This is a genomic window from Halogeometricum borinquense DSM 11551, assembly GCF_000172995.2.
In the GTDB taxonomy this organism is placed as follows: domain Archaea; phylum Halobacteriota; class Halobacteria; order Halobacteriales; family Haloferacaceae; genus Halogeometricum; species Halogeometricum borinquense.
On the sequence record NC_014729.1, the window covers coordinates 2,339,787 to 2,362,762 of the forward strand.

General features: G+C 63.9%; 25 protein-coding genes. 7 read left to right on the forward strand and 18 right to left on the reverse strand.

All coding sequences use genetic code 11. The features are described from left to right. Positions 1–11: 11 nt before the first annotated feature. Together HBOR_RS11785 and HBOR_RS11790 are read right to left on the reverse strand one after the other, a co-directional pair. Positions 12–728, reverse strand: coding sequence for a class I SAM-dependent methyltransferase (locus tag HBOR_RS11785; protein ID WP_006056546.1), 717 nt, complete (start codon positions 726–728; stop codon positions 12–14). Between the two features lie 177 nt (positions 729–905). Beyond that, positions 906–1,298 carry a PPOX class F420-dependent oxidoreductase gene (locus HBOR_RS11790; protein WP_049890486.1) on the reverse strand — a complete coding sequence of 131 codons (393 nt, stop codon included), beginning with the start codon at positions 1,296–1,298 and terminating at the stop codon, positions 906–908. Between the two features lie 137 nt (positions 1,299–1,435). Between HBOR_RS11790 and HBOR_RS11795 the strand changes: the two genes are divergently transcribed. The 4 genes from HBOR_RS11795 (at position 1,436) to HBOR_RS11810 (ending at position 3,919) form a co-directional block, all read left to right on the forward strand. Beyond that, complete coding sequence (locus tag HBOR_RS11795) at positions 1,436–1,708, forward strand: MarR family transcriptional regulator (protein WP_006056544.1); 273 nt, start codon at positions 1,436–1,438, stop codon at positions 1,706–1,708. 101 nt (positions 1,709–1,809) lie between these two features. Continuing rightward, complete coding sequence (locus HBOR_RS11800) at positions 1,810–2,586, forward strand: MBL fold metallo-hydrolase (protein WP_006056543.1); 777 nt, start codon at positions 1,810–1,812, stop codon at positions 2,584–2,586. A 36-nt stretch (positions 2,587–2,622) separates the two neighbouring features. After that, positions 2,623–3,369, forward strand: a complete 747-nt coding sequence (locus HBOR_RS11805; RefSeq protein WP_006056542.1) for a YkgJ family cysteine cluster protein — start codon at positions 2,623–2,625, stop codon at positions 3,367–3,369. A 142-nt stretch (positions 3,370–3,511) separates the two neighbouring features. Beyond that, positions 3,512–3,919 carry a TRAM domain-containing protein gene (locus HBOR_RS11810; protein WP_006056541.1) on the forward strand — a complete coding sequence of 136 codons (408 nt, stop codon included), beginning with the start codon at positions 3,512–3,514 and terminating at the stop codon, positions 3,917–3,919. A gap of 237 nt (positions 3,920–4,156) precedes the next feature. Here the strand turns inward: HBOR_RS11810 and HBOR_RS11815 are convergent, their stop codons facing one another. Continuing rightward, positions 4,157–5,884 carry a radical SAM protein gene (locus HBOR_RS11815; protein ID WP_006056540.1) on the reverse strand — a complete coding sequence of 576 codons (1,728 nt, stop codon included), beginning with the start codon at positions 5,882–5,884 and terminating at the stop codon, positions 4,157–4,159. 76 nt (positions 5,885–5,960) lie between these two features. Continuing rightward, complete coding sequence (locus tag HBOR_RS11820; protein WP_006056539.1) at positions 5,961–7,238, reverse strand: FG-GAP repeat protein; 1,278 nt, start codon at positions 7,236–7,238, stop codon at positions 5,961–5,963. A gap of 257 nt (positions 7,239–7,495) precedes the next feature. Here HBOR_RS11820 and HBOR_RS20030 point away from each other — a divergent pair, with 257 nt between their 5' ends. Both HBOR_RS20030 and HBOR_RS11825 read left to right on the forward strand, forming a co-directional pair. Beyond that, entirely contained in the window at positions 7,496–7,654 is a 159-nt protein-coding gene (locus HBOR_RS20030) for a DUF7559 family protein (RefSeq protein WP_006056538.1), read from the forward strand. Then, entirely contained in the window at positions 7,651–8,223 is a 573-nt protein-coding gene (locus HBOR_RS11825; protein WP_006056537.1) for an Hsp20/alpha crystallin family protein, read from the forward strand. The genes HBOR_RS20030 and HBOR_RS11825 overlap by 4 nt, the downstream gene beginning before the upstream one ends. A gap of 9 nt (positions 8,224–8,232) precedes the next feature. Here the strand turns inward: HBOR_RS11825 and HBOR_RS11830 are convergent, their stop codons facing one another. From HBOR_RS11830 to HBOR_RS11855, 6 genes are all read right to left on the reverse strand, one after another. Then, positions 8,233–9,462: an NAD(P)/FAD-dependent oxidoreductase gene (locus HBOR_RS11830; protein ID WP_006056536.1), complete on the reverse strand. Its 1,230-nt coding sequence runs from the start codon at positions 9,460–9,462 to the stop codon at positions 8,233–8,235. Between the two features lie 69 nt (positions 9,463–9,531). After that, positions 9,532–10,314, reverse strand: a complete 783-nt coding sequence (locus HBOR_RS11835; RefSeq protein ID WP_006056535.1) for a DUF7388 family protein — start codon at positions 10,312–10,314, stop codon at positions 9,532–9,534. A 154-nt stretch (positions 10,315–10,468) separates the two neighbouring features. After that, on the reverse strand, positions 10,469–11,068 hold the full coding sequence (locus HBOR_RS11840) for an NUDIX hydrolase (RefSeq protein WP_006056534.1): 600 nt from the start codon (positions 11,066–11,068) through the stop codon (positions 10,469–10,471). 61 nt (positions 11,069–11,129) lie between these two features. Beyond that, entirely contained in the window at positions 11,130–11,612 is a 483-nt protein-coding gene (locus HBOR_RS11845; RefSeq protein WP_006056533.1) for a DUF7109 family protein, read from the reverse strand. Continuing rightward, complete coding sequence (locus HBOR_RS11850) at positions 11,609–12,706, reverse strand: glycosyltransferase family protein (RefSeq protein ID WP_006056532.1); 1,098 nt, start codon at positions 12,704–12,706, stop codon at positions 11,609–11,611. The genes HBOR_RS11845 and HBOR_RS11850 overlap by 4 nt, the downstream gene beginning before the upstream one ends. A 54-nt stretch (positions 12,707–12,760) precedes the next feature. After that, positions 12,761–13,957: an MFS transporter gene (locus HBOR_RS11855; RefSeq protein ID WP_006056531.1), complete on the reverse strand. Its 1,197-nt coding sequence runs from the start codon at positions 13,955–13,957 to the stop codon at positions 12,761–12,763. A gap of 189 nt (positions 13,958–14,146) precedes the next feature. Between HBOR_RS11855 and HBOR_RS20035 the strand changes: the two genes are divergently transcribed. Continuing rightward, positions 14,147–14,317 (forward strand): HVO_0758 family zinc finger protein, encoded by a 171-nt coding sequence (locus HBOR_RS20035; protein WP_006056530.1) that lies wholly within the window; start codon positions 14,147–14,149, stop codon positions 14,315–14,317. On the opposite strand, the gene HBOR_RS11860 is transcribed toward HBOR_RS20035, so the two are convergent. The 8 genes from HBOR_RS11860 to HBOR_RS11895 form a co-directional block, all read right to left on the reverse strand. Next, the gene (locus HBOR_RS11860; RefSeq protein WP_006056529.1) at positions 14,318–15,412 is read right to left on the reverse strand and encodes an aldo/keto reductase; all 1,095 of its coding nucleotides are present in this window, start codon (positions 15,410–15,412) and stop codon (positions 14,318–14,320) included. A gap of 68 nt (positions 15,413–15,480) precedes the next feature. Next, positions 15,481–16,674, reverse strand: a complete 1,194-nt coding sequence (locus HBOR_RS11865; RefSeq protein ID WP_241432423.1) for a DHH family phosphoesterase — start codon at positions 16,672–16,674, stop codon at positions 15,481–15,483. A gap of 81 nt (positions 16,675–16,755) precedes the next feature. After that, entirely contained in the window at positions 16,756–17,682 is a 927-nt protein-coding gene (locus HBOR_RS11870) for an NAD-dependent epimerase/dehydratase family protein (RefSeq protein WP_006056527.1), read from the reverse strand. Continuing rightward, positions 17,683–18,114, reverse strand: coding sequence for a DUF5791 family protein (locus HBOR_RS11875; RefSeq protein ID WP_006056526.1), 432 nt, complete (start codon positions 18,112–18,114; stop codon positions 17,683–17,685). 79 nt (positions 18,115–18,193) lie between these two features. Continuing rightward, entirely contained in the window at positions 18,194–21,208 is a 3,015-nt protein-coding gene (locus tag HBOR_RS11880) for a DUF7286 family protein (RefSeq protein ID WP_006056525.1), read from the reverse strand. Beyond that, on the reverse strand, positions 21,208–22,086 hold the full coding sequence (locus HBOR_RS11885; protein ID WP_241432422.1) for a DUF7284 family protein: 879 nt from the start codon (positions 22,084–22,086) through the stop codon (positions 21,208–21,210). Before HBOR_RS11885 ends, HBOR_RS11880 begins: the two co-directional genes overlap by 1 nt. Beyond that, entirely contained in the window at positions 22,083–22,514 is a 432-nt protein-coding gene (locus tag HBOR_RS11890; RefSeq protein WP_006056523.1) for a DUF7285 family protein, read from the reverse strand. Before HBOR_RS11890 ends, HBOR_RS11885 begins: the two co-directional genes overlap by 4 nt. Further along, entirely contained in the window at positions 22,492–22,971 is a 480-nt protein-coding gene (locus HBOR_RS11895; RefSeq protein ID WP_006056522.1) for a DUF7283 family protein, read from the reverse strand. Before HBOR_RS11895 ends, HBOR_RS11890 begins: the two co-directional genes overlap by 23 nt. Positions 22,972–22,976 lie beyond the last annotated feature (5 nt).

Consider the following 22,976-nt stretch of genomic DNA (forward strand, 5'->3'; position numbering starts at 1 on the left):
GGTTCGCAGCGTCAATCGTCTGTAAGGACGGACGCAGACCAGTACGAGACTGACGCGAGTCGTTCACCGAGTGGCGTGTCGCCGACAGAGGTGTCGAATCCACGTAGTTCACCAGCGATACCGTTCGGAATCTTCCGATAGAGTCCGTATGGGAGGACGAAGTCGTGGGTTGCGTCCGTGAGTTTGAGTCCCGCATCGGAGAGGAGTCCGTCAACTTCCTCTTCGCCGTAGAGACGCGACCCCATCGGGAGCAACCAGTTGTAGACGACCCGAGCGCTCGTGTCGTTGAACGTGTCGAAGAACACCACGTCCTTCGAGACGCGTGCCATCTCAGCGAGGAACTTCGCAGGCGTGTCCGCGAGGTGGAAAAACCGCATCGCAAACACTGCGTCGAAGTGGTCATCCGGGAACGGCAGACGCGCTGCGTCACCACGGAGGAACTCCACATGGTCGGCTACGCCAGCCCGTCTGGCCTTTTCACGTCCCTGTTGCATCATCGCGCGCGAGATGTCGAGTCCGACGATGTCCGCGCCGCGTTCAGCGAGCATGACCGTGAACCGACCCGTCCCGCAGGCTATTTCGAGAACGTCCTTGTCTTCGACGGGGCCAACAGCATCGAGGACGGCTTGCTTCTCTCGGTGGTCGATGAGTCGCCCGCCGCGAGAGAATCGCTTCGAGTCGTACTCTTGGGCGACGTCGTCCGCCTGGTACCACTCTTTTCCTTTCACACTAACCGGTACTGAACACCGACGGACTAAAACCGTACTGGATACCGTCCAGCGTCGGCTGACTGCCGACGAAATCGCGTGACTGCGTCGCCGTCACCAATAGCACGCACAGATCACCCAAGAAATGGGTCCCGTTGGTGAGTCAAGAGACAGGCACGTTGGCAGGTGGAGAACCAGTTACCCGTTCGTGACGACGTTTTCGGCGGGAATACGGATGATAACTCGCGGCCCCGACTCCTCGCCGTGATGCGGGTATTTGTCCACGCCCATGTACTGACGGGCGAGTTTGTCCACGTGGGCGTCCGCTCCGTCGCCTATCAACTCCGCCTCTCCGCGGACAGAGACATACCGATACGGGTCGTCCGGGTCGGTGACGGAGACGCCGACTTTCGGATCGCGTTCGATGTTCGTGACCTTTCGCCGGCCGCGAGCGCTGTTGAGCAACACGTATTCGCCGTTCTCGTGGTCAACCCAGACGGGCGTGACTTGCGGCGTCCCGTCGGGCATGTTCGTGGCAACCTGAGCGAACGACTCTTTCTCGAAGATGTCGCGGTGGGACTCGGGAATCATGATCGACATCTCTCTCGGTGGCGACAAAAACTGTCCGTCCGAGGTCATTATATTCCCTTGTGTGTGTATTATGTGTCTGGATTATTTTGTCACACTTGTAGGCAACCTTTACCAAGGCCCACGGTATTTGGTGTGGTATGAGCACCAGTACCGCAGAGATGAACCGCGAGGACTCCCTTTCGGAGGGCGAGTTCCGCGAACGGCTTCGTGAGCTTCCCCCCAGTGCGAAACTTGTCGCCAAAGTGTTAGAAGGTGACGCACCGCTTTCGCAGGGCGAACTCGCTGAGGAGTCACTGCTCCCCGACCGCACTGTCCGCTACGCGCTCAATCGGCTCGAAGAGACCGAACTCGTCAGTTCACGTTACAGTTTCAAGGACGCACGCAAGCAAGTCTACTTCCTCAACACGTAGACGAGCGAGTCGTGAACGGTGGTCACAGCACGTACTGACCAAGCCAACCGCCGCCGTTCACCTCAGTAACGGTTTTTTCGCGGCCACGTGAACCCAGAGTCGTGACGCTCCCCACTCGCGTTTCGGTCCCGACCCGCGCACCCACAGGTGCGACGAACGCGTATCTCGTAGGCACCGAGCGGGCGCTCCTCGTTGATCCGGCCGGGCGAACCGACGAACTGGACGAACTCGTCGCCGAGTCGAACGTCGAACACATCGCCGTCACGCACACGCACCCCGATCACACGGACGCCGTCGCGGCGTACGCCGCAGCGACTGACGCGACAGTGTGGTGTCGCCGCGGACGCAAGAGACGATTCATCGACGCGACGGGAATCGAACCCGACCGAACGTTCGTCGAAGGCGACGTGATCCCCGCTGGACACGGTGTCACTGTCCTCGACACGCCCGGTCACGCACCCGATCACGTGGCGTTCGAAGGCAACTTCGGCGTCATCTGCGGTGATCTCGCGGTTGCGGAAGGGAGTGTCGTCGTCGGTGCGCCGGAGGGGAGCATCCGCGCGTATCTCGTGGCACTCCGCCGTCTTCACGCGAGAGATCCACCCACGCTGTTCCCCGGCCACGGACCGAATATCACTGATCCGCAAGCGACGTGCGATCGATTGGTTCGCCACCGAATCAACCGAGAACGGCGAATCCTCGACACCGTGACAGACGGGGCGTCGGACGTGGAATCAGTACTCGACGCCGCTTACGACAAAGATCTCTCCGGCGTCCGCGACTTGGCCCGTGCCACGGTCGTCGCTCACATCGAGAAACTCGCCGCCGAGGGGCGCGTCCACTACGACCGGGAGGCGAATCGGGTCATTCCAGTCTAAGAGAGCGCTTTTCCGTTCACGTGCCCAAGCGGCGGTGTGAGTCACGCCGGACCGACGCTAGAGGATGAACTCGAACGGGCGCGCGACCTGTCGGTAGCCGAACTCGCGGACGCTATCGAGTCGATTGGGTTCGAGTGTACACGGTGCGGTGCCTGCTGTAAGGGCCACGGTCCCGCCGACGACCGAGAGCCGCACACGGCGACAGTGTTTCCCGACGAAGTGCGGGCGGTTCAGGATGCCACCGAGACCGAATCGTACGACTGGCGCGACGTGGCCCGCCCGATGCCGTACGGTCTCACCGAAGGCGACGACGGCCCGGAGGGCGAGACGTTCGAGTGGGCGCTGCAGACCGATGCGTGCGGCGACTGCGTGTTCTACGAAGAGTCCGAAGGCGCGGACGGGACGACCGGTGCCTGTTCCATCCATTCGGACCGACCGCTTATCTGCGAGACGTACCCGTTCAGCGTTGCACTCGGCGGAACGAGTCAGCCGATGGGCGAAGCAGTAGACAGCGTGGCGCTGGGAGACCAACAGGACCCCGACGAGACTGACGACGAGGCGATGACGGTTCGTGCCCACGAGTGCGAAGGCCTCGGGCGAGACATCTCCCGCGAGGACGCGGAGGAACTCGCCGCAGCGTTGAAAGAACGCGCGGTTCGAGAACTCGAAGAGGCAATCGGCGTCAGAGACGAGTACGAACCCGTACAAACCGAATCCGGCGAGGTAGTCGTCCACGACTCCGAAGGGGCGAAAAACCCTGACGGGACGCCCATCGAAGAGTAAACTGCCGGGAAAGCGCGTACTCAGAGAGTCATTCTGCGGAGCGATTATCTCCTGTGAGCGGCGACAGATACCTGTCCGAACGCGTGACCGCGGCGGTACACATTTAACACTCCCGCGAGACGTTCGCGTGGAGGTCTACACGGTGGAAATCTCAGATAAACTCCTGTGTCTGTTCAACACCGACGTGCGCGCGGAGGACGACCAGTACGTGGTCGAAGTTCCGAAGCGTGAAGTCGAATCCGGAACCGTCGAACCCGGAGAAACGTATCGCGTCGCTCTCATCTCTCGTGAAGCGGTCGAAGAGGCTGAGTCGGTCGAAACGAGTGCCGCGACAACTCCGTCGTCCGAACCGCAACCCCCAGTCGAGATCGGAGAACTCCGATACGTTGAGATCGAAGACATCGGCAAGCAGGGAGACGGTATCGCACGCGTCGAACGCGGATACGTCATCATCGTACCCGGTGCCGAAGTGGGTGACCGAGTGAAAATAGAAGTCACGGAGGTCAAGTCCAACTTCGCCGTCGGCGAAGTCATCGAAGAGGACTTCTAACACCCACTTTTGCAGTTCGGGTCGCGCAAAACGCGACCACTCTCGCAAGAACAACCGCTCTTGGCTCACGAGACGCGCGGTGTCTCGTGACCCGCAGAAAAAGTGGATCAAAACGTTTCCGCGCCGTGTCCGTGTTCGGACACTCGGCGCGGTACACTCTCTTACGTCGTTTCGAGTGTCGTCTGCACGACGCGAACGCAGCCCAGTGGCAAGAACACGGCCCGCCGGGCCAGTTGCTCAGTCCGCCCGGTGTTCTACCGGATAGCTGTCGGTGAACTTCGAGAAGTCAACGTCAGCGGCGGATACCTCGTCCGCTGAGGCGTAGGGGCGATTGATGACGATGTCGCCCGCGGTGCGCTTGCCAATCCCGGGAATGGACGTGAGTTCGTCCATGCTGGCCTCGTTCGGGTCGAGTGGGTGCGGGACGCCCGTCACAGAACGGTAGCCGTGATCGACGACGGCCACGTCGATGGTCTGTCCGAGTTCGCGTTCGCCCGGAATCCCCACGAGAAGCGGATACGTCCCGAGTTGCCGACCGAACGTCTTGCCGTCCTGATGGTATTCGAGATGGACGTTCGGAAGCACCGTCCCGGCGGGAGCGACGCGCCGGAGCATCGGCTGGTCGATCTCCTCGCGGACTTGCTTTTTGTACGCTTGGAAGCGTTTCTTGTGTTCTTTGGCGATGTTTGCGCCCTCGTCTGCCATCTCCGTCCCCTCGAAGGCCATCACTTGCCGGATGTTGATCCGTCGCACCATCAACCCGGCGTCGTAGACGCGGTGGAGGAAGCGCTTGTTGTGCTCGAACGTCTCCTCACGCTCGCCCTTCAGGCCGTGCAGAAGGTTGATTCCGGGCAGGAGTTTCGGGAGACGGTTCGAGGCGTCGGGACCGTGCGTCGGCGCGTTGTCCGGAGTTTCGCCGGGACGCCATCCTGCCTCCTCGTTGACGATCTTAACCGCCTCAAAACATTCGTCGGCAGTCACGTTGAGCGTGTTCGCCTCCTGTACGACAGGGTCGGCCGACTCTAAGCCGAAGGCGGCGGTGTCACCCGGCGTGTTGTGTTCTGCGATGATTCGAATACATTCGCGGGCTTTCTCGGGCCACTTGACGACCGTGATCGGGTTCATGTTGTCGAGGTGGAGCGTCTGCAAGTCTGGAGCCACCTCGCGGATACCGCCGTACAGTCGTCGGAGCGCGTCCGGATTCGGTGCCTCGCCGTCGCCGCCGAACGCGAGGATGTCCGCCTGTCGGCCGAGACGGAAGTGTTTGGCACCTCTAGCCGAGAGATTCTCCACTTCGCGGACGACGGACTCCGCGGTGCGGAACGCCGGGTTGCCGTACATCGGTTCCGTACAGAACGAACACCGGTAGGCGCACCCGCGCGAGGTCTCCATCTCACAGATGAGGTAGTCGGGGTGGTTCGGGTGTTGTTCGACGACGAACGCACCTTTGGCGGCCCAGCGGTCAAGTTCCTCGTTGTCGCGGTAGCGGTTGTTGAACCCCTCCAAGCCGCTATCTACGAGGTCGTACGCGGCGGCTTCGACGTCGGCCATCGCCAAGTAGTCGTAGTCGAGATTCCGCCGCTCCATCTCCTGTGCGCCGGCGTTCTCCTCGCCGACGCCGAAGCGGATGGGACCGCCCATGACGGAGACGCCGTCAGCAGTCCATGCGAGTTCTCGCACTTCGTCCGGTTCGGCGGGCGTGCCCCCGACGTACTTGCCGGGGACGGTCATGCCGCCGATGTAGAGCATCAGGTCGGCATCGGCCACATCAGCCCATTTTTGTCTGTCGTCGCGGAGTTCGTCTATCGTGTGGTACGTAACGTTCTCCTCGGGGACGCCAGCGTCAACGAGGGCACCGGCCGTAAAGCGCGGATACGTCGAAATGTAGGGCGGCACGCCGAAGTGTGCCGGTTCATCGACGTAGCCGTCCACGAGCGTCACGGTGAGGTCGGCCGGGTCGGTCATGTGGCAACCCAGACGGTGGACGGGTAAAACGGTGACTACCTCGAAGCGAGGGTGGGCGGGCGCGACAGCACACGTCTCAGACGCTGAATATGAACGCGGACCCGCCGGGGAAGAACGGCGCGCCCACGATAGCGAACCGTGAGTCCACGGCGACTGACCGCCCGAACTGCTTGTCTTCAGTCGGACTCGTCCCCGCAAGCGTCGCCCGCCGAACCCACCGCCCGCGACGGCGGATGTAGGGATACGCTTCGCCACCGTCCTCACCGACGCCCGGTGCGCCGATCACCGTGTGGTCGTTCAGCATGTCGATTGCGGCCCCGAACCGGTCGCCCGGTTCTCCGCTGGGACCGACGAGACGCTCTTGGAAGATCCAGCGGCGTTGAGGTACCGCCCGACGTTCGTAGACACTGACCGACCCGGGCACGTCTGAACTGGAACGGCCGGTAGCGAACTGATCCGATCCCACGAGTACGATATTTCTGTCCGTGGCGACGGCTGCACCGACCCCGGGAGCGTCATCGGCACCGACCAACCGGCCCGTCTGTCGCCACCCGCGCTTACCGCCCCTGAAGACGAACGCGGCACCGACAGGATGGTCGTCGTTCTCTGCGCGCGGTGCGCCGACGACGACGCGTTGTTGTTCGATATCGACCGCGTGCCCGAATAAATCGTCAGGCGCGCCGTCGTCCGGTTCGAGTTCCGTCAGGAACGACCACTCGCCGTTTCCGAACTCGAAAACGTACGCTCCCGACGGATTGTCACGCACGTCGTCACGGACCGGGTCCCGTAACCAAAGCGGAGATTCGGTGACGGCGATTCGAGGGAACGAAAGCGCGACCGCCTGACCGAACGAAGCGTTCTCACGCGGTGTCGGCGCGTGAAGTCTGTGACGCAACTCCCACCGACCGGCTGAGCGCCGGTAGACGTACACTTCGCCCGCATGTTCGACGTCACCCACCTTGGCAAACGGCGCGCTAACGACGAGATGGCGATCCTCCGCGTCCAGATCGTATCCGAAGAGATCGATGGAATCGTTCGGCGACGGAATCAGCGGCTGTTGGGTCCACGTTCCGGAGCGACGTATTCCCAGATCAACGAATCCGGTAATTCGTTCGTCCACGACACCCCCCGGAGCGCCGACGAACGCCCGATTACCGTCAAGCGCCGAGCTGAGTCCGTAGAACGTGTCTTCGTCCGGATCGCCCGTATTACGCGTCAGTATCGCTACCCGTTCGAACCGCTCGGCCGCAGCCCCTCCTGTCCCCATCCCGAGGGCACCAACACCCGCGACGGCACCGAGAAACGTCCGTCGAGCGAGCGTCGCACGCCGATCCCGAATTGTATCAGTGCTCATATATTCACACAGCCTGTCCAAAATAATAATTATAATTCAGTGTTTTCTTGAGTATCAGGGATTCCATTACGATTACGCGACGAGTACTATTGATCTCTTTTCCGCACCTGAGAACGCAGAAGGACGAATGCTACGACTCGCTTTCCACTGTTGACTCGCCGTTCGGCACCGCGTGGTGAGTACGAGAAGACCGGGGTACGGCGGCGAGGGAGACCGAAGCCCGCGTGTTTATCATCGTGGCGAAACAACGTCTAGCCATGCCTGCGACCCTCGAAGTGAAGTGTACGGATTCGGACTGCGAACTTGATATGTTCGAGATGCACTACACGTACGATATGCCGGACGATGTAGGCGTCGAGGACTTCGCCTGTCCGTACTGCCGAGGGACCGACAGTCTCGAACCCATCGAACTATGAATCGGCTGAAAGAGTTCGGCGAGTCGGCCGCACGGAGCGTTCTCGAACGAATCGGGCGTGGCGTCAGCCGAGTTCAAGAACAGAAACCGCTGCCGTACGACCTGCTGGAGAGCGACGATGCCTACCTCGTCGTCTTCGACGCACCCGGAGTCCAACGAAGCGACGTGCAGGTCCGCTTTCTCAACGGAGAGGTACAGGTCCGAATCGACCGCTTCCGCGACTTCCACGAGGGATTCGAGATGCGCTTCCCGGGTCGCGGCCTATCGCTCGACGGCGGCGCGGAACTCCCCGACGACGCGGCTGTCGATGCAACCGGCGCGAGTGCAACGCTAACCGCCAACGGGACGCTTCGCGTCGAGATTCCGAAAGACGAGCAGGCTCACGACGTGGTCGTCACCGATGAAGAAAACGAGCACGCCGAAGAGGCGGATTCGAGGGCTGACTCCGATTCAACGGCTGGCTCAGATCCAACCGCAGACTCCGATTCGGCAGTGGACGCTGACTCGACCGACGTAGCTGACCACGCGGGCGATGGCGAAGATGCTGACGAGGACGCCCTCGACAACTAATCTGACGTATTACTCGACGGTCATCCCTTCGACCACCTCGAACTCCTCGTCGCCGTCGAACCGACGCGGGTCGTACGGATCTAACGCAACATCGCCGCCGAGCATCATCGCGGCGACTGCTTCTCCCGACGCGGGCGACCACATGAAGCCGTGGCCGTGCCATCCGGTCGCCACGTACACGTCGTCCTCGATTTCGCCAAGCAACGGATTCCGGTCCGGTGTCGCCGTACACAGCCCCGCCCACGCCCGCGACACGTCGGCGTCGTATCCGGCCCGGTTGTCGAGTACGCCGGTCACATCTTCGACGAACCAGTCGTCGCCGTCGCGGTCCCAGCGGTCGGGGTCAGCTTCGACTTCTTCGGTTCCGTCCCCCGCGAGAAGGCCTTCCGGGTGCGGGCGGAAGTACGCTCCCTCGGTGGCGTCGTAGCAGATCGGGCCGTCGTACGGCTGATCGCTGACGAGTGCCTGTACGCGATATGGTTTCATGGGGATTGAGACGCCCGCATCCGCGAGAACGTGCTTCGTATGCGCTCCCGCCGCCACGAGGACGGCGTCGTAGCGTTCAGTCTCGCCGTCGTCGGAAACGATTTCGGGCGGATCGGTTCGGATCCCGACTTCCGTCTCAGTCCGAAGGTCAACGCCTGCTTCGCGGACGCGGGGAGCCATCGCTTCGACGTACGAGGCGGGGTCGGTCCACATCGCGTTGTCGGCGATGACGGCGGTCCCCACGTCGTCAGTGCGGAGCGTCTCACCGAACCGCTCTGTGAGGCCCGCACCGTCAGTCGTGGTCACGTCGCGCCCGTGAACTCGCATTCGTTCCGCCGTTTCGGCGATGGCTTCGGCCGTCTTCTCGTCGGACTCGTGCGCAACGGCGACGTGCGGACACGGCGTGACCGAGAAACCACCAGTGCCGTCGAACTCGCGGAATCGCGCGAGCGCGCGGGCGGCCATCCGGGCGTCCACGTCCTCGGCGTACGCGTCGTAGAGAATACCTGACGCACGGCCGGACGACCCTGACCCGACATCGCCGCGTTCGTACACGGTGACCGACGCGCCCGCCTCGGCGAGGTCGAAGGCGGCCGTGAGTCCGACCGCACCCGCGCCGACGACGGCGACCCGTCGTCCCGATCCATCAGGAACATCGAACGGGTGTGCGAGTTCATCGTCTTCGTCTTCGACTCCGTCGGTAGCGGTCGTCGTCGTATTCCCGTGGAGGTCTGACGACTCGTCAGTGGGCATACGCGTCGCTCGTCGGGACGGTACTTATCCTTCAGTGAGGAGGAAAGTGAGGCGGAGAAGTCGCGGACGCTACTCCACGAACTCCTCGACGCCACGGGCCGGGTAGCCGACGATCACGTCGGCACCCGCCTCCTTCAACGTAGAGACCTGTTCGCGGACGCGTTCGACGCTCCCGACGAGCGCGTAATCTCGGACGGCCGCACCCAGCACGTCGCGGGCGCGGTCCGCAGCGTTCGAGTCAGTCTCCGCTCCTTCCGGTAACGCCTTGGCGACCGGGCGGCGGCGGGCGGCGTACGCGCCGACGGCATCGAGGATTTCGTCTTCGTCGTCGGAGAGGACGGTCGGTGCGTAGACGGCGATTTCGCCGTCGTATCCGGTCGCGCGAAGTGCGCGGAGGTTCGATTCAGTGCGCCGCGAGAGCAATTCGTACTGTGTCCCGCCGACGGCGAGCGCGACACGTTCGATACCTTCGGTGCCGACCCACGCATCGGGGGCGCGTTCGATGCCAGCGGCGAGGCGCGGCGAGACGGCGCGTCCGGCCTCCGACTCAGTGAGGTAGGCGGCGTGACCCGCTACGAGAACGCGTCGGACGCCCTCGGGAATCCACTCCCACAACTCGTCGTCGCCGGTCGGGTCGAATCCGTCGGCGCGGACGGGCGTCGTGAGTCGTACCTCCCGGTCGTCAGCGAGTTCGCGGAGTACGTCTGCGTCCGGAAGGTACTCGCGACCCTCGTAGTCGATAGCGACAGTGTCGAACGGCGTCTCGAGAGCCATCCGAACGTCGCACTCTTTCGGCTTCAGGGCTACCGCATCGATACCCGTCTGCGAGACGCTACGCTCACCGGTCAGCATCGTGTATCACCACTCACGGGAAGAGAACTATCGTCGTCGCGGAACGCGATCCATCGTCTGTGCGACCATGTAAACTGCTTTGCCTACCGCGGGATAAACTCGTCGTTCAACGGCACTTCTTGCGACGGGTGGAGTCAAAAGGACGGCTCGACCGTCACAGCGGCAGTTCGGCATCCGGATCAACTACTCTGTCGGGTTCGGGCGGTGCGCGCCAGTCGGTAGTGAGTTCGAGCAGTTGCACGAGCATTCGACCCGTCGCCCCCCAGACGGTGTAGCCATCGACGTGGAAGAAGTGGAGTCGTCGTTTCCCGTAGTGAGGATGCATCCGCTCTTCGGACTCGTAGTTGTCGAGGTTGGTGAGGTCGGACACCGCCAAGACGGCTATCTCCGCAACTTCGCGCTCGTCGGGTTCGTACTCTCTGTCCGGGACCCGCGCGACGAACGGCGTCACCGAATAGTCGGTGACTGTTTTGATGTCGTCGAGACATCCGAAGAACTCGACCTCGTTGCTCCGGAGTCCAATCTCTTCGTACGCCTCGCGGAGAGCAGTCGCGCGCAGGTCTCCGTCGCTGGGTTCGCGGGACCCGCCGGGAAAACTCATCTGCCCGGGGTGTTCACCGAGATGGTCCGCGCGCTTCGTAAAGAGGACATGGTCCTCGCCCCGACGGGTGAGAACGGGCGCGATGACCGCCGCTTGCCGACCAGCATCTGTCAGCGTTTCGGCGTCACACGACGATACCCGCGAGAGATCCATACTAGTTCGAAATGTCGGAGGCGCTTAGACTTAGCTCTCGCGGCACGTGTGCGATGTTCGTTCACTCATCTAGTTCAGTCTCGAAACGCGACCGAATGTCGCCCACATCCACGTCGCGGGCGGTCCACAGTTCCACGTCGTACGTCACGTCGAGGAGCTGTCGAATCCGATTGTCGTCGCCTGCTTCGAGAGCATCATCGGCGTCGGCTCGAAGTCGCGAGAGTGCGGCCTCGGTGACAGCCTCCTCGTCCGCCGTTCGCTCGTCCACGTCGAGAATGTGCGGCAAGTCCTCGGCGTTCTCTGGGAGTGACGGGAACGCGACGGGTCCGGGGACGACGCGCTCGACGCCGTCGCGTTCGTACGTGACGAGGTAGTAGTTCGAGACGGCTTCCTCGACAGCGTCCGCCAGCGCCTCCCGGTCGGTATCTTGCCCCTGCTTGAACGCCAGTTCGTCGAGCGCGCGTTCGAGTTCAGCGCGCGTGAGTACGCCGAACAGATCAACGACGCCCGCCAACTCGTCGTACAACGCCTCCTTGTCGCTCACGACGAGACCTCCTCGGCGTCCGCGACGGCCGCTTCGACCACCTCATCGGGCGATAACGGCGCGTCCGACCACGGCGGAAGCCGTCGGTCTTCACCCGCGGGTTCGGCCACCGCGTCGGCGTACGCCGCCACCTGTTCTCGTTCGCCTGCGCGGTCGAACTCGAAGTCGTTGAACGCCGCGTCGGCGGCGTACTGATCGACGAGACGGTCGGCTGCTGTCTGATACCGGTCCGGCAACGTGTCGAAGTCCGGTGCGACGCCGTGGTCAGCGACCGTACGAAACAGCGTCTCGCCGACGGACTCGCTCATATCCGAGAGGCCTGTCGGCCCGGAGACGGCGCGATGGTCGTGTTCGTACGCGCCGAGGTCAACCTGCGCCGTCCCGTCGAATCCGGCGATGCCGAATGCGTCGCCGAGAACGCCGACTTCGAGACCCCAGTCGCGCGGGGCGCGAATCGACCGCGCCATCTCGCTCGTCGCGGCGAATTCGCCCGCCAGCGCGTACCGGAAGGCATCGAGATACTGCAAGATCGGAGCGTCCGACTCGGAGCGCAGCGCGCGGACGAGCGGGACGTAGAACAGGCGGAACAGGCGGCCGTACAGGCGTCGGTCCTCGACGCGGGCGTAGTAGCCTTTCGAGAACTCGTAGCCGTTCGCCAGCGGGAACAGCAGACGAGAGACGTACGACCGGTCGTACGTCTTCGTATCGGCGTCGTGAACCACAACGTACTCTTCCGTCGCGGCGGGGCCGAGCGCCAACCACACGTCGCGTCCCTTCCCTCGTTTATCGTTCAATCCCACCGAATCGAGCAGATCGGCAACGCGCGGCCCGTCACACCACAGGATGTCGAGAGAAAGGTCGTACTGGGAGAGCCACTCGCAGAACGGACCGACGCGGTCTTTCGGCGCGCGGAGAGGAACGACGACGCGGGCCGGTTCGACGCGTTCGAGGACCGAGAGGACGCGGTCGGCCGCCAGTCCGGCGTACTCGCGCTCGGTCATCGGGACGACTACCGCCGTCCGACTCGTCGGGGCGTCGGGAACCGGGTCAGTTAGGTCGTGTAGCGTCGTCACCCGCTCCTGAACGTACTCCATCAAACGGAGATGAGGACGGATGAAAGAAAAACGCGGCGAGTCGGGCGATACAATCTACTGCGGCAGGCGGCCACCGCGTTGGAGGAGCAGTAACGTCGTGACGATGACAGCGAGACCGAGAGCGAGCCCGGTGAAGATCGCGTCATAGGAGAGTCCGCCCGCCGGAAGAATGCCAACGAACGGAACTACGGCGGTAGCAGCGCGGATAAATTCGTACGTACCGCCACCCTCGCGGAGAGCACCGACGACGGACGACCCCGAGGCCTGAACGACCATCATCCCCGCGGAGTAGACGGCGTAGGCGCTCGCGCGGTTCTCGTCCGGAAGCGTGTCGAGCAGATAGGTATCGAGAGCCGGAAACAGACTGTGGATGACGTAACCGATGAGGGCGGTCAGGACGAGAAGCGGGATAAGCCCACGCGTGACTGTCAGCGCGAGGACGCCGATGACGAAAGCGACGAGAATCGAGAGGAGATATGGAACGCGCGGGAGTCGGTCGGCGAGTTTGCCAGAGATGAAAAACGCCGGGACGCCCGCGGCGAAGATGAGCGTCAGCATGTTCTTCGCCGTGGCGTCAGCGATATTCTTCGTCTGCATGTACAGTTCGTAGAAATTAAACAGACCCTGCCAGACGAACCCGGTGAAACCCAGAATGACGATACCGAGGGCGATGATGCGCCACTGGTTCAGCGCCGCACGGAGTAGGTTTCTGTCTTCACCGCCCGCTTCGGGAAGGTTGGTCCGCTTTGCGGTGTAGTAGAACACGACGGTCGCGACGAACGCGGCGATGCCGAGACAGACGAACACAACGTACCACTCGACGAACAAGGTGAGCGCGAGTGTGACAAACGGGGCGGCGATGACGGCGGCGAGTTGACTTGCCATTCCGTGAATCCCCATCGCCCGGCCGACGCGTTCGGGGTAGAGTTCGCTCACGAGAGGGTTTGCGGCGACGAAATACGCACCCGAGGAAAGCCCCATCAGAAGGGCACCGACGGCGACCATGGCGACGGAGTCCGCGGCGGCGGTGAACGCCGAGGCGGCGGTCAGAATCACGCCTGTCCCGAGGACGACGCGGTGGCGGGGGACGCGCGTGAGGACCCATCCGGTCGGGATGCGCGGGAGCGCGCTGCCGACCCAGACGAGCGTAACGATGAGGCCTGCTGTCCCCTCTCCGATAGAGAAGACGGAGATGAGTTGCTCTAGGAGCGGGGCGAAGACAATCCGCGCGAGGTTGACGAGCAACACCATCGAGCAGAGCGTTCCGAACAGCCGGCCTCGTGACACAGCCGTGGATTCCAACCCCGGTACTTCAAGGGTTCCGGAACGCCGTTACGGCGCGTCTTGCCGTCTCTGACGGTCGAACAGACGACGCTTTGTATCAACTGTGATAGTTTGTACCGCGGGTTTTTACGCGTTCCTCACAAAGTTGGGAGCAGCATGAAAACGACGCGGAAGGGGATGCGAGAGGGAGAACTGGAGAAAGATACGTACGACAGATTAACCTGCGCCGAGTGCGGGGAATCGCTCAAGAAGCGGAACGACCCGGACGAGGTGTTCTCAGTGCGTATCTGTCCGACGTGCGAAACCGAGTGGAAAGAACTCAGATAGTTACTCGAAGACGGCGTCGAAGGCGCGCGCACCGAGCGGTTCGAACGTTCCGGCGGCGACGTTCTCTGCGACGTGTTCGGGCGAGCCGGTACCGACGAGCGCACACGTCACACCCGGTGCGCTTCGAGCGAAGTTGAGTGCCCGTTGGGCGGCGGTTTCACCGGAGAGCTGTTCGTCCACCGCCTCCGGAATCGACGCCGCAAGGTCTCCTTGCGCGAGACTGGCGCTTGCGAACACGTCGAGTCCGGCTTCTTGCGCGTACCAGAGCGCGCTCACGTCTTTGTCTTCTTCGGGGTGCCGATGTGCCTCAACGGTGAACGCATCGGCCATCTGGACGTTGAACGGCAGTTGCACCGCCGCGAGGCCGCAGTCGTCCGCACCCGCCGCGTCAGCAGCGCGTTCGGCGCGAGTAAGGACTTCCGGAAGCGAGAGATAGCTCTGGTGGTCACGCGGAACACGGAATGCTTTCCACGTGGCGACGCCGTAGACGCCTAACTCTCCCGCAAGTCGCCGTTCTTCGAGTACCTCGAACGCCGCCTCCAACTGGTCGTACACGTCCTCACGCGAACGGACGGCTAACTGCGTCTCGGGGTTGTGAACGTAGTAACAGTCCACGGTGTCCAGACCGAGATTATCGAGTGACCGGTCGAACAGCGCATCCAGATAGCCGGGCGCGATGGCGTGGCTTCCGCGGGCCAGTTCCGCGCCGTCCACGATTCCCGTCCGGACGAACTCGTCGCGGACGTACGCACCGGGATCCTCGGGACGCGATCCGTCGAACGGGACGAATCCGCCTTTTGTGGCGACGACAACTTCCTCCCGAGCGATGTCCGCCTCGCGGAGGGCCTCGCCGACGACCCGCTCGCTCCGTTGACAGCGGTAGTTGATGGCCGTATCAACGAGGTTGACGCCTGATTCGAGCGCCGCCGTCAGCGCCTCCCGATACCGAGCGTCGGCGGCGTCCGTCGGGTCCCCGAGATACGTTCCGATCCCGATACTCGACACGACACCCGGGCCGAACCGTCGGAAGAACGTCCGCGCGAAGGCGTCACCGAACTCGTCGCGGTAGCCCCACGTTCCGCGTTTAGTCGCCATGCGAACTCGTAGGACACGATGGCGTAAACGCGCTCCGACTTCCGCGGTATCGCCGCGTCGTCGGATCGCTACACGTCGCCGGACATTGCCTCGAACAGTCGCTCACAGAGCGTGTCGCGGGTGAGCGCGTCGCCACCGTCGGTGACGATACCTCCCTCTCGTTGGGGGACCTGACCGCCGCCCATGCGGGCGTGACCGCCCGCGGATGCGCCGGGAACGTTGTCGAGCGCGTGTCCTAACGTGCGCCCCATGTGAACTCTGTCGTCGCGCGACCGGCCCGAAAGATAGAGTGTTCCGTCGCGTTCGCCGCAGACAACCACGGCCGTGACGCCCTCCAACTGGATGAGTTCGTCTGCCGCCTGCGGGATGGCATCGACGTTCGAGAGCGTTCCGATATCGCTGACGGCAAACGGTCCGCGAACGTCGCGTCCGGCAATCGCGCGGGCTTTCAGTTCCAAGACCTCTTTCGACACTTCGGGGTTGGCGATCCGGTCGAGGATGTCCTCGTTGACGCCGGGATACAGATAGCCCGCGGCGGTGAAGTCGGCCTCTGAACACCCAGCAGTGAGCCGTTTGGTGTCAGTGAGAATCCCGTAAAGGAGACCGGTGGCAATAGTCGATGGAACCGTGTACTCCGACCCGACTTCGCTCGCGTGGCGGTCCGGTGGCACCGGTTTCGCACCGATGTCACGAAAGTACTCAGCGACGATACTCGCACACGCGCCGTAATCTGTCCGTACGTCGGTGAAACGTTCGCCCGTCCCCTCACCGGGATGGTGATCGACGATGGCAAACGGGAGAATACCGTCCGCGCCCGCGAATCCGCGCGGCTGGTTGTGGTCTACGAGAACGACGTGTTCGGCCGCAAGATCCGTCACGTGGTCAATCGCGTCCAAATCGAGATCTAACACCGTCTCGAACGCGCGGTTTTCTTGATGGCGTATCTGCCCGGAGTATTGGATGTACGAATCGGTTCCGACCTGTTCTGCGAGGCAGGCGACGCCGATAGCGGCCGCCATCGCGTCCGGATCGGGATTGGGGTGCATCAACACCGCAACCTCGTCTAACTCCGAAAGGCGCTCCAGAAAGCGCGTCCCCATCGGACGCTTGAATCGCAGGACGACATACAGACCCCCAACTAATGCTACCGTTCCAACGATGAGTGCCGCGACTAGCTCCGGGTGTGTCCCGAAAACGGACTCGGCTCCGCCAACCACCTGCGCGGCAACGTCCACCGCGTGGGTGGTTCCCCTCGAATCCATACTCTGAGGTCCAGAGCCACACGTATGAATATTCCTTCGTTTTGACGCCGCTTATACGACAGTATTCGTCGTCCAGTTGACTTACTCGGCGTCGGATGTCGCATCCGAGTCGTCCGCCGACTCACGGAAAGCGTCGATAGCCGCGCGGTACCCCGTTCGGTACGTCGGATACGCAAACTCGTAGCCGAGTTCACGCAGTCGGTCGTTCGAACACCGCTTGCTCGTCAGAATGCGCCGACGAGCGGCCTCCGAAAGGTCCGGGTCGTCCAGTCGTTCCTCCTTGGTCCGTTTTGGCGGATGCGAGACGCCGCACTCGTCGGCCAGCCAGTCCGCGAACGACCATTTGTCCACGGGTTCGTCGTCTACAACCAGAACCACGTCGTCGCGGGCGGCGTCGGCTTCGAGAAGGAATCGGACGGCACCGGCGGCATCGTCGCGGTGGACCATGTTGAGATAGCCCTCCGTGACGGGACCGGTAAGATATCTGTCGAGTCGGTACCGGTCCGGGCCGTACAGACCGGCAAACCGTGCGACTGTTCCGTCGATACCCGCCGCTGACGCGTCTTCGACGGCAACCCGCTCGGCTTCAGCGAGAACGCGCGTCTTGTCAGTCGTCGGGTCAAGCGACGTCTCCTCGTCTACCCAGCCGCCGCCGTGATCGCCGTAGACGCCCGTCGAGGAGGTGTACACGAGTCGGTCAGGTTGCGACGCTCGTCCGCCATACTCGTCGATGACGTTCTGAAGTCCTTCGACGTAGACGCGCCGAGCGGCCTCGGCACCGCGCCCGCCGGAACTAGCAGCGAACACCAGCCAATCGGCGTCCGGAAGCGGCGCGAGAGAATCGGGATCGGTCACGTCCGCACGAGCGGGCGAGAACCCAGCGGATTCGACCGCCGCGAGGCCGTCATCGGAGCGACGGACGCCCGTTACGTCGTGACCGCTCTCGGCCAACTGACGGCCGAGTTCGAGACCGACGTAGCCGCATCCGAGTACGAGTGCGTGAGCCATCTATCGGTCGTTTCGCTCGGCGATGTAGCCGTGGATGGCTGCCAGTTGTTCGAGCGTCATCGACGTTCGACCCTCAAGGGCCTGCTGTACCTCCTGTCCGGAGAGGTCCAACGTCACGTTCGAGGCGATGGTGTCCACGTCAAGCACGCCCGTCGTCATCCCCATCAGGAGGTGATCGCGGAGTTCGAGGACGATAGCTTCGCTGTCGGGGTAGTCGTCGGAAAGTGCCAACAGAGCCGCTGCATCCTCGACGTGCATCTCGGGGACTGCACCGTCCGCGAGGGCGGCAACCTGCGCTTCGTCTACGCCGGATTCAGCCGCCGCCGCTTCGACGCCAACATCGTCCACGACGGTCCGAATCTGCGTTTCGTACGCCTCCCGCAACTCGGTCGTCGATAGCGCTGCTGGGTCGTCGGCCGCGTCGTAGAGCATAGACGTACTCACTGCGCCTCGGCCAAAACCGTTTCCTGTTGCGTTCACTCCACACACCGAACACTCCCTCGCCCAGTTCTTACTCCCGCGGACACCGCCCCGTCGGCGTATCACATCGTGGCCCCGGTGCCGAACCGGACCACGCCTCGGATGTCTCGAAGGCGTCGCCGTCGATGTCTCCGACGCCGTTACCGCCGGGTGGAACCGCGGCGACGACGACGGTCCGTAGCTCGAAGCCGATGCGTTCGTTCGATCCGATGGCCTCTCGACTTCCGTCACCGTCAACGTCCAAACGAACGACGGACCCATCGCGGACGTACGTCGTCGGCACCGCACCGTCACCCGCCGAAACGGTAAAGCGAGCGTACGCACCGTGTGCTTCGACTACCCAGAGATTCGTCGTCGCGACCCACGGACTCATCGTCGGCGAGAGCGGAAGCCCCGCCGGAACCGCACCGAGCGTCCCGTTCAGCGCGTGACTCGTCAGGCGGTCCGCACCGCGGGAGGCCGCTTCCCGGCCGAGTTCTCGCACGAGCGTCCGCGTCCGAGTCGCGGTTCCGTTCACGGCCGCCTCCGAAACGCGAACCCGCGATGCTGTGGTCGTCTCGCGCAACTCGACACGGAGCGCAGTCGCCACGCGGTCCTGAGCCATCTCTCCGTCCAGATCCGCTTCCGTCGCTATCGCGGTCGCCAGTGAGTCGTTCGACGCGGCGACAGCACGTTGGCCGACGCCGTCCCAGTGGGCGAGTCCGGCGGCAACAGCATCTTCGCTCTCTGCGTGCGTCAGGTCCGTCTCGCGTTCGACCGTCGATGCGGCCGTCTCACGGACGGGAGCGAGCGAGTGCTTGACCTCCTTTCGGAGTTCGTTGCTTCGGCGGCGGAGCGTCGAATCGGATTGGACGGCGAGCGTCCGGTCCGCGGCGACGAGTGCGCGCCCGGCAGTTCTGAGCGACACCTCACCGCCGGGACCGAAGATGTCACCGACGACAGCGTCAGCGAGGTCCCCGTACGGAAGCGTGAACAGGTTGGTGTTGCGCGCGGCGAGTGGGGTGTATGTGGCGTCGTCTGCGACACCATCGATGGCTCGTCCATCGACGCCCGACAGCGAGAGATACGCCGGGTCGCCGTCGGGGACGAACGCCGCTGAACTGTTCGACAATTCGCGGGTATCGGCGGTCGTCCGACTCGACAGACGGTCCCGCGTCGCCGTTGCGTTCACACCGCGCGAAGCGAGTGCGTCCTGAAGTCGGTCGTTCCGACCGGCGGCCTCGGCGGCCCGTTCGTCCAGTCGTGCGAGGACCGTATCGAGATATGCCGCGCGTGCGGCGACACGAACCCGGTCTGCGACACCGTCGTACGTCGCCGGGGCATCGACCAGTTCCGCTCGCCGGTCGCGGAGCGCCGCCGCCAGTGTAGCTGCGGTGTTGGCGTGACCGGTGGCGGTTTCCTGTGCCGCGACGTCCACCGAGACGTTTCTGACCCGCTCACGGAGCGCTGCCACGTCGGCGTACACCCACGCGCGAAGCGCAGACGGGCGGTCGGTTTCGGCGCGTGCGGGATCGTAATCCGCGCTACCCGTTACTGCTTGACGAGCGACGGTGTTCGCACCACCCCGAGCGGCGAGTTCGTCGCGCGCGAGACGGGCGACGGATTCGAGATTCGGTCCCGAAAGCGCCCCACCGCGTTCGAACAGCGGTTCTACGGCGCGGTCCGGTCCCGGCAGCGACCGAAGCGACCCGACGACGGCGACGCGGACGCGGTACCGGTCGGTCCACTGCGCCGTCGTCGTTCGACTCGAGTGATTCGCCGCGCGCCACGTCCGAGTAACGGTGTGCCGGACGACGACTTGCCGCGTCGTCGTCTTGAACGCGCGTGCGCCGACGCCGACAGACGGCGGTGCTGCTGTCCCGCGATCAACTACGGAGACATCACTATCTACGTCTTCGGCGGCGAGCGACCACGACACGTCGGACGAATCAGGTGCCTCGGGCGCGGGACGGTGTCCCTCGTTTTCGTCGAGGACGTCGCTGACGACTGTCACGCTCGGCGTGTATCCGGTGCGAATGACCGAGTCAAGAGCCGTGTCGGAGGAATCATCGGTCCCGCGAAGGAACGCGAGAAACGCGTCATCTGCAGTTTCGTTGACGCCGACAGTGAGAGTTCCCGTCGGCATCGTAGTCGGTGTCGGTCGGGGGTTCGGACTCGGTGTCGCAGAGACGAGTTTCTCGGTCGTCGATCCGCCAGCGACCGGGGACAGGAGGTCGGTAAGGCCGGTTCGGAGCGTCGCCGCACGAACACCTCGCTTGGCGTCGGGATCAACGCGGCCGAACGATGCACGCTGGGCGGCGAGGACGCCCGCGTTGGTCGAGAGTTCAACGTGGCGGTTGCCGAGGACGTTCTCGATTGGCGCACCCGCGTACTGACCGAGGGCGCGTGCCTGCGTGATAGCAAGGAGTCCTGCCGTCGTGCGACGCGCCAGACCGGGCGCATACACGGGCGATTCGTTCAGTCGTCGCTGGTAATCGGTCGTCCGCGCGTGGAGTGCGAGGACGGGAACTGCGACGGTCACGCGGCGTGTCACTGTCCGGGTGGCGACCACGCGGTCCTCGTGAGTAGCGACGAGCGAGACGTTACTAACGGCGACTGTGAGAGCGCGACCCTCGTTCTCACTCGATACGGAGACGTTCCGAACCGCCGCATCAAGACCGGCAGAGAGCGGTGGCAAGGTGGCTCTCGCTGTCGTCATCCCGCGACGATGTTCGACTCCCGAAAGCGCGTCACGGGCAGCGAGTGCGATCCGGAGCCGTAGATAGTTATGGAACGTTTCGTTCGGGCCGAGCGTTCGACCGACCGCGGAGTTCGCGGGTGTCGTCACGGGATCCCTCGCCGCCGCGCATGCCGCTTCGCGGACAGCGACCCGGAGCGCGGCAGTCGTCTCGGCGTCCACACGTTCCATGGCAACGTCTGTCGAACGGTCCACGACGCCCGTATCGGGCGACGCGAGCGACGCGGCAAACGTCGAACTGCCGACGAGAAGCAGAACGCCGACGAGCGCGAACGGAACGCGTCCGCGGTTGTCGTCTGCGAGGCGCATCAGCGACCACCCTCCGATTCATCGCCCCACGTCCGGACAACGATTCTGACCTCACTCACGGAGACGGCGGCCGCAGCATCCGCGGGCGAGTCGTAGCGCGCCCGCAGATCAGACTCGACTCGCGGCGCGAGGGCGTCCGCAAGGCGCTGGTTCGCTACATCGGTGTCGGCATCGGCTATCGGGTCTTCGACGGAGACGTTCAGTGCTGCGGCGAGACGTGCGTAGCGGTACCGAACGAGCGTCGAAACGGGCGGGTCCCCGCGGAGAGCGAGGCGCGTTCGACTCGCTGGCGCAACCGTTTCGATAGTTTGCGCCGCGACGGCGTTCGAGAGCGACTCGAAGTCATCCGTCTCGTTTGCCGGAAGCGACTGCGTTCGCGTGGGAATCGTCAGCGTCGCCGCGTCCGTCGCGGCCGACTGCGGCGGAGACGCACCGACGGCGACGTGTCCTTCGACCGGTGCATCGGGGTAGGGCCGCCACGCGGCGTCGATTCTGAGACCGGTCGGCACAAGTCTGGCCGTGATGGCCTCCCGAACTGACGACCGGAAGTCGTCGCGTGCGTGTGTCACCGGCGTGCCGTCGAAACCGGCGGTGCCGACGGTAACGCGGGCGAGCAGCCCCGCAAGTGACCCGTGTGTCGTTCGCTCGAACTCCGGACCCGACGTTCGCCGGAAGTCGGCACCGCTCTCGTTCGCCCGCCGCGCACCCGGCGAGAGCGAGTAGTTCACTGTCGCCGTACTGGTAGCAAGCACGTTCGCAACGGCATCTGAACGGCCGTCGTCGAGGGTCGGCTGCGACCCTGCATCGGCGGTGGTAAGACCGACGACGGCCGCCCCAAGGAGCAACAGGAACACCGCGGCGTCGAGGGTGGCGTTCACGACCACACCACCACCGTCAGACGGCCGGGTTCGACCTGTCCGGGTGAGAGACGAACGCTCACGAGGCGACTCGCGCGGTCGGTCGCCTCCTGCGGGACGGCTGGACCGACGGTCCACACGTCGTCCGAGGCGGTGAGCGTAACGTTGAGACGGCGGCCATCCGGCCCGCGAGTCATTGCGTCGGGAAGTCGCTCGGCGTCTACCACGCCACCGTCGTCAATAACGTCGTGAACGCGGTCAAGCGTTGGATCAGCGACGGCTCGATCCTCAAGGAGTGGAATCGAACCACCGAGGACGGTCACATAGAGGCTCAGTCCTGCGCAGACGGCAAACAGCGCGGCCAATGCGGCGACGGGTGACGTTTGGGCGCGTGCCCGTCTCCGCTCGCCCGTCCGAGTAGCGCCGTCACGCGTCCACGAGGACAACATCGACTCCCTCCCAAGTCGTTTTGCGGACGAGAAGCGTGCGGTCCACCTCGCGCCACGTTGCGTTGCTTGTGCGGGTGCGCGAATCGATAACGGCCTGTTGGAACGCCGCCGGCGAGTCGAAGACGGCCGATGGGTGCGCACCGTGAATCACGTCACGAAGCGGCGAGTCACCCGCCGGAACGGGTGTGACCGGAGCGAACGCGAACGTCGCGTGCGCCGTCCCGGCGTCGTTTCGGAGTGCGAGACGGCGCGTTTCGAGTTTGACCGCCGTCGCGTCCAGCGGATGTTCGGCCGTCGATGCGTACTCGGTCGCCGCCACACGGTCTACCGTCTCAGCCGCCGCAGTAGCGTTCGGCGGTGGGGCTGTTGGGAGTCCAGACGCCGCGCCGACGAGGGCGACGCCCGCAAGCGAGAGCCCCAGCCACGCGTACCACGAATCGAGGGGAACGTCGAGCATGAGCC